Source organism: Candidatus Phytoplasma pruni, assembly GCF_013391955.1.
Taxonomy (GTDB): domain Bacteria; phylum Bacillota_I; class Bacilli_A; order Acholeplasmatales; family Acholeplasmataceae; genus Phytoplasma.
Genome location: NZ_JABUOH010000042.1, coordinates 1 through 5,405, shown reverse-complemented (window position 1 = coordinate 5,405; position 5,405 = coordinate 1). Strand labels below are relative to the sequence as shown.

4 protein-coding genes are annotated in these 5,405 nt (G+C 32.7%); all 4 read right to left on the bottom strand.

Annotated elements, in window-relative coordinates:
* Window positions 1-31 precede the first annotated feature (31 nt).
* Window positions 32-739, bottom strand: a complete 708-nt coding sequence (locus tag HR065_RS01545; RefSeq protein ID WP_178734165.1) for a hypothetical protein — start codon at window positions 737-739, stop codon at window positions 32-34.
* 346 nt (window positions 740-1,085) lie between these two features.
* Entirely contained in the window at window positions 1,086-1,730 is a 645-nt protein-coding gene (locus tag HR065_RS01540) for a hypothetical protein (RefSeq protein WP_178734164.1), read from the bottom strand.
* 105 nt (window positions 1,731-1,835) lie between these two features.
* Window positions 1,836-3,920: a DUF2963 domain-containing protein gene (locus HR065_RS01535; RefSeq protein WP_178734163.1), complete on the bottom strand. Its 2,085-nt coding sequence runs from the start codon at window positions 3,918-3,920 to the stop codon at window positions 1,836-1,838.
* A gap of 138 nt (window positions 3,921-4,058) precedes the next feature.
* A complete protein-coding gene (locus HR065_RS01530; RefSeq protein ID WP_178734162.1) occupies window positions 4,059-5,288 on the bottom strand; it encodes a DUF2963 domain-containing protein in 1,230 nt (409 codons plus the stop codon).
* Window positions 5,289-5,405: the final 117 nt, after the last annotated feature.

The window sequence follows — 5,405 nt, the reverse complement described above, 5'->3', positions numbered from 1 at the left end:
AAAGAAATAGACCCTAAAGAATATTTAGGGTCTATTTCTTTTTTTTATCTTCTGGAATTATACCATCTGAGTTATAATAAGTTGTTTCGATTGAGCTTCCTGTTTGAAAATCATATTTTTCCTCGCATAGACGCGTTCCGATGGAGTAATAAGTTGTTATTTTTTTTGTTTTCCCTGTTCCAGGGTCGTATTCAGTTACAGAGTGAAGGGAGGCGGTGATGAGGTCGTAGAGGGTTTCTTTTACTGTTTTATTCGAAGTAGAGTCTTTTTCTTCAACCAACAAATGCGATCCGTTATCATAATATTTAACAGTTGTTATTGAATCAGGCGCAATCGGAGGAGGAGTGGTGTTGTATAATTGATAAATTTTGGTATTGCATTCTACACCGTTTATTTGCCAACTGTCCCAAAAAAGTCCTTCTTTATAAGTGTAGTCATTTTTTGCCCCTGTTGGTTCGTAAAGGACTTTTTGAGACCTACCTAATATTTTTCTAATCTCTTCGGCTGTGTATTCTACTTTTCTAATAGGAGAATTTGTTAGCCATTTTTTCAATGCTGTATGGTATTCTGTAGCGTCGCTAGGTTGTTTTAATTCGGTTTCTTTTTGAGTATCGGGATCAAGCTCGTTTATCTTTGTTTTAGGTTTTAAAATAAGATAACCAATAATAGAAGACAATAAGAGAACGTGAATGGATAAAATGATAAATGGTTTAGAGTTTATTATTTGTTTTAATTTCATACAAAGATCTTTCTTTAGTTGAATATGTTTTTATTATACGTTTTTTTACAATAATTTGAGAATTTTTATTGAAAAAAAATATTATCGATTGGATTTTTTTCATTTTGATTATCAGTAGACAATACGTTAACTCTTCACTCTCATTGTTTTTAAAAGTTTTTTGTTATGGATTTGGTTTGTTATTTTTTGTTATTTAACAACCGATTTATATCTTAATTTAACGATTATGGAAAACCTTGTCTTTTATAAAACATTTAAGTTTCTTTGGATTATTATATATATATTTTTGTTGTTTTTTTAAACCTATTTTTAGTTATATAAACAAAGACTATCTTTCATTAATATTCTACAAATCACCTTTAGATGGTACTTTTTTATTTAAGATTTTGTTTTTAAGATAAATAGATAATAAAGACATAATAACGATAAAAAGAGTTATTCCTGTTATATATAAAGCGAATTTCAACATATTAGTGTTGATTAAATTTAAAAAACCATAAGGATATTTTTTAACATGTTTACCGACAATAAGAGCTATTAAAAAATAATGGAAGGGATAAAACAAACCTAGATAAAACTGTTTTAATTTTAAAGCCGTTTTATCCAGGAAAAAATAATAGATGATAAAAACGATAGGCAATATTTTGTGTTCTAAAAAAGAGACCCAATATTGAAACGGAGTCATTTTTTTATATTCTTCGGGATTTGCAACTTTTAAATACATCACAAACATCATAAAAGAATTGATTAAACAAATAAAATGCCAAATAGTTAGTATTTTGGTTATTTTTGAAGAACTATTGGTTTTCATAGAATTGATGAAATTTAATAATAAAGAAATGAAAACGATTAAAACAGTTTGCCGTGTGAATAAATATAAAGATAAATAAGGCTGACCTTTGTCATATCCTTTCCATATTCCTAATAATACAGTGATCAAACTCAATAGTAAAATACTAAAATTTAATATGTTTTTGCGTTTTATTTTCATTTGTTTCCTCTTTTCAGGTATTTTTAATATTAAAAGTTTCTGTATTTATTATATATTTTTTTGTAATAGTTTTGGAGAATAAAAAAACCCTAGTGTGTTAGGGTTTTAGGGTTTTTTGTTGTTTTTGGTAGATTGATATTCTTGGAGGGCGAGTTGACGCGCTTGTTCGACGGTTTTTCTTTCTTCGGGGGTTAAATCCGAGGGTTTAAGGTTACGGATGCGATTGCCAGATTGGGAGTCATATTCGTAAATGTCGTCAAGGGATCCGTCGGTTTCATACCAGGTAGTTTTGTTGTTTTTACCGGTGATGGAATCATATTCGGAGATGCATTCGAGGGAACCATCGACGCGGTAGGAGGTTTTTTTGGTGCATTTTTCGGTTTGGGGATCTAATTCGGTGATATAGTCGAGGGAGCCGTCAAGGTTGTAATTGATTTCTTTGTTTTTTTTACCTGATTGAGGGTCGTATTCGTAAATGTACCAGAGGGTTCCGTCGGAGTTGTATTGGATGTTTTTGGTTTCTTTTTCGGTTTGGGAGTCATATTCGTAAATATAGTTGAGTGAACCGTCGGAGTTGTATTGGATGTTTTTGGTTTTTTTGCCGGATTGGGAGTCATATTCGTAAATGTTGTCGATGTAACCGTTGGATCTGTAGGTAGTTTTTTGAATTATTTGTTGATTTTGGATATCCCATTTTATAATTGTTTTATTGCCTAATATGTTTTTAGTTTCTCTAATTTCAATGTTAGGGTTTTCTGGGTCAATAATAGGTTTTGATTCTGGCTGCGGATGTGGCTGTGTATTTGACAATTCATCATTTTGATCATCTGTGGAATCTGCCGGGGCGTGGGGCGTGGCGGTTAGTGTTGATTTTGGTATTGTTGCACCTTCGCTTCCTTTTTGTTCATTTGTTGTTGACTGTTGGATCGGTTGCGCATCTTCGTCAGAATTATATTCTTTTTCTATCATTTGGGGTTGTTCTGTTTTTTTCTGCGGGATTTCACCTTTATTTGACGTTTTTTCGGTTTTTTTTGATTGTTCTTTTTCGCCTTCGTCGGTTTCATCCTGTCCGTCGTTTTCTTCGTCAGAAACGCCTTCTTGTTCTACTGGTTGTAGGTTTTTTATTTGTGGTCCTTTAGAATTTGGTGTTTCTTTTTTAGGAGTTCGTTCTGTTACAGGCTTAGAGTTATTAGGGTTGACTTTGACCGTTTTTTTAGCAATTTGATACTCTTGGAGGGCTTTTTGTGTTTTTTGTATAATGGTTTGTATTTCTGCAAGAGTTAAATCTGAGGGATCACGTTTACTGATAAAATCGCCGGTTTGGGAGTCGTATTCTTTGATGTTGTCGAGTAAGTTGTTGGACTGAAAGAAAGTGGTTTTGGTTTTTTTGTCAGTTTGGGAGTTGTAGTTGATGATTAATTTAATGGTGCCGTCGGACTTGTAGTAGATGTTTTCGATTTGGTTGCCATTTTGGGGATCATATGCGGTGATGGATTCGATGGATCCGTCGGTGTTGTAAACTGTGGTTTTAGTGTTTTTGTCGTTTGTTTTATTATATTCTGTGTAGGATTTGGTTGCGCCCTCAGAGTCGTAGACGGTGTATTTGATGCGGTTGCCGGTTTGTGAGTCTGATTCGGTGATGTTGAAAATGGTGCCGTCAGTGTTGTATTGGGTGTATTTGATGTTGTGGCCGGTTTGAGGATCAAATTCGGCGATGCAATAAATGTAACCGTTAGGGCGGTAATCTGTGTGTTTGGTTTTTTTGCCTGTTTGAGGGTCGTATTCGTAAATACAGTCGATGGAACCGTTGGATCTGTAGGTAGTTTTTTGAATTATTTGTTGATTTTTTATATCCCATTTTATAATTATTTTATGACCGAATATATTTTTAGTTTCTCTGATTTCAATGTTAGGGTTTTCTGGGTCAATAATAGTTTTTTGTTCTGTTTGTATATGGAGTTGTTCATTTGACAATTCATCCGTTGAATCAACTTGGAAATCTGCCGGGTTATGTAATGGCTTTTCATTCTGCTTTTTAGGACCTTTTGGTTTGTTTTCTGTTTCAGGGGAGTCGTTATCATTCATGGTTTTAACAATAAAATATCCCGAAATTGCAACAATAATAACGGCTATAATAACGGTAAGAATAATAAAGATTTTTTTATTTGGATTTGATGGTTTTTGTAACATTCGAAAATTATCTCCTTTAAATTTTTATTTTTGAATATGGTTTAATTATACGTTTTTTTTTTTTTTGCAAGTTTTTGAGATATTTTTGTTGTAAAAAAAGAAAAAGACTCTAAAAAATTAGAGTCTTTGAAATAATGGTTAGATTTGGTATTTGATAGAACCATCCGAGTTGTATTCGGCGTACTTAACTTCATTGCCTGTTTGGGGACCTTTTTCAAAAATGTATTCAACGTAACCATCAGGATGATAGGAGGTGTATTTAATTTGTTTGTCTGTTTCGGGATCGTATTCAGCGATGTAGGAAGCGACGCCATCAGGGTTATATTTGATGGTTTTGGTTTTTTTATTGTTCTCATTTAACGTTGTTACGGAAGAAAGTTTGTCGGCAAATATGATGGCATGTTCGTTATTTTTGAAAGTTCGGCTGTATTTCATAGAACCGTTGAGGTGATAGGAGGTGTGTTTGGTTGGTTGTAAATCGGCGGCGTATTCAGTGATGAATTTAATAGAACCATTATCATAATACCCCTCTTCTTTGGTAATTTTTTCAGTATAGGGATTACATTCGGTGATGCAGGAAATTAAGCCATTATTTTTGTAGACGGTTTCTTTGGCAAGTTTACCCGTTTGGGAGTCGCTTTCGATGATTCGTTTGATGGAATTGTCGTTGAAATAGTCTGTTATTTTGACAACGCTGCCTTCTTGCTGACCGTAGTCGGTGATGGAATAGGAACCGTCGGTGTTTTCTGTTTTTTGATTATGTTTTTTTAAAAAATCATTCCAGGATTCATTGTTGTAATTTCCCGAGTTAGGATTTTTGTTTTGAAATTCAAATCGTTGTTGAAGTCTTGATTTTGCTCCGTTCTCCCTTGTGATTCTTTGTTTTTGTTTAAATATTGCACTCTTTTGGTCCATTTTGTCCATTTCTTTTTGTTTATTTTCTTCAATATAATCTAAATTAGCTTGGACCATAGCATCTTGAATTTCTTTAATTTTTGCTCTGTCTTTAAATTTTTGGTCCCATTTTTGAGTTTCTTGTTCTCTTTCTTCTGAAGTGGCAGCTTTGTAATCTTTTAAACATTGATCATTTTTTTGTTTTATATCTTCCAATTCGTTATCATTTTTGTGGTTTTTTTCTAGGTTTTCCAAAAAGGCATCATGCTGGTCTTTTAAATATTGATCATAGTTGTCTGCATTCGGCTTTTTTGGATTTTTAGGTTTGGGAGTTCTTTCGGTTGGAGAATTAGGCTCGTTAGATTTCGTATTTGTAACAATAAAATATCCCGCAATTGCAACAATAATAGCAGTTATAACAACAGCGACAATAATAAAGATTTTTTTATTTGGATTTGATGGTTTTGGTAACATTTGAAAAATATCTCCTTTAAATTTTTATTTTTAAATATGGTTTAATTATACGTTTTTTTTTTTTTTTGCAAGTGAAATGGAAAAGACTCTCTAATGGAGAGAGTCTTTTAAATGTTA

Excerpts from the sequence above, each read along its gene's own strand:
- HR065_RS01540 (WP_178734164.1), bottom strand. The coding sequence starts at position 1,730 with ATGAAAATAAAACGCAAAAACATATTAAATTTTAGTATTTTACTATTG.
- HR065_RS01530 (WP_178734162.1), bottom strand. The coding sequence starts at position 5,288 with ATGTTACCAAAACCATCAAATCCAAATAAAAAAATCTTTATTATTGTC.
- HR065_RS01535 (WP_178734163.1), bottom strand. The coding sequence starts at position 3,920 with ATGTTACAAAAACCATCAAATCCAAATAAAAAAATCTTTATTATTCTT.
- HR065_RS01545 (WP_178734165.1), bottom strand. The coding sequence starts at position 739 with ATGAAATTAAAACAAATAATAAACTCTAAACCATTTATCATTTTATCC.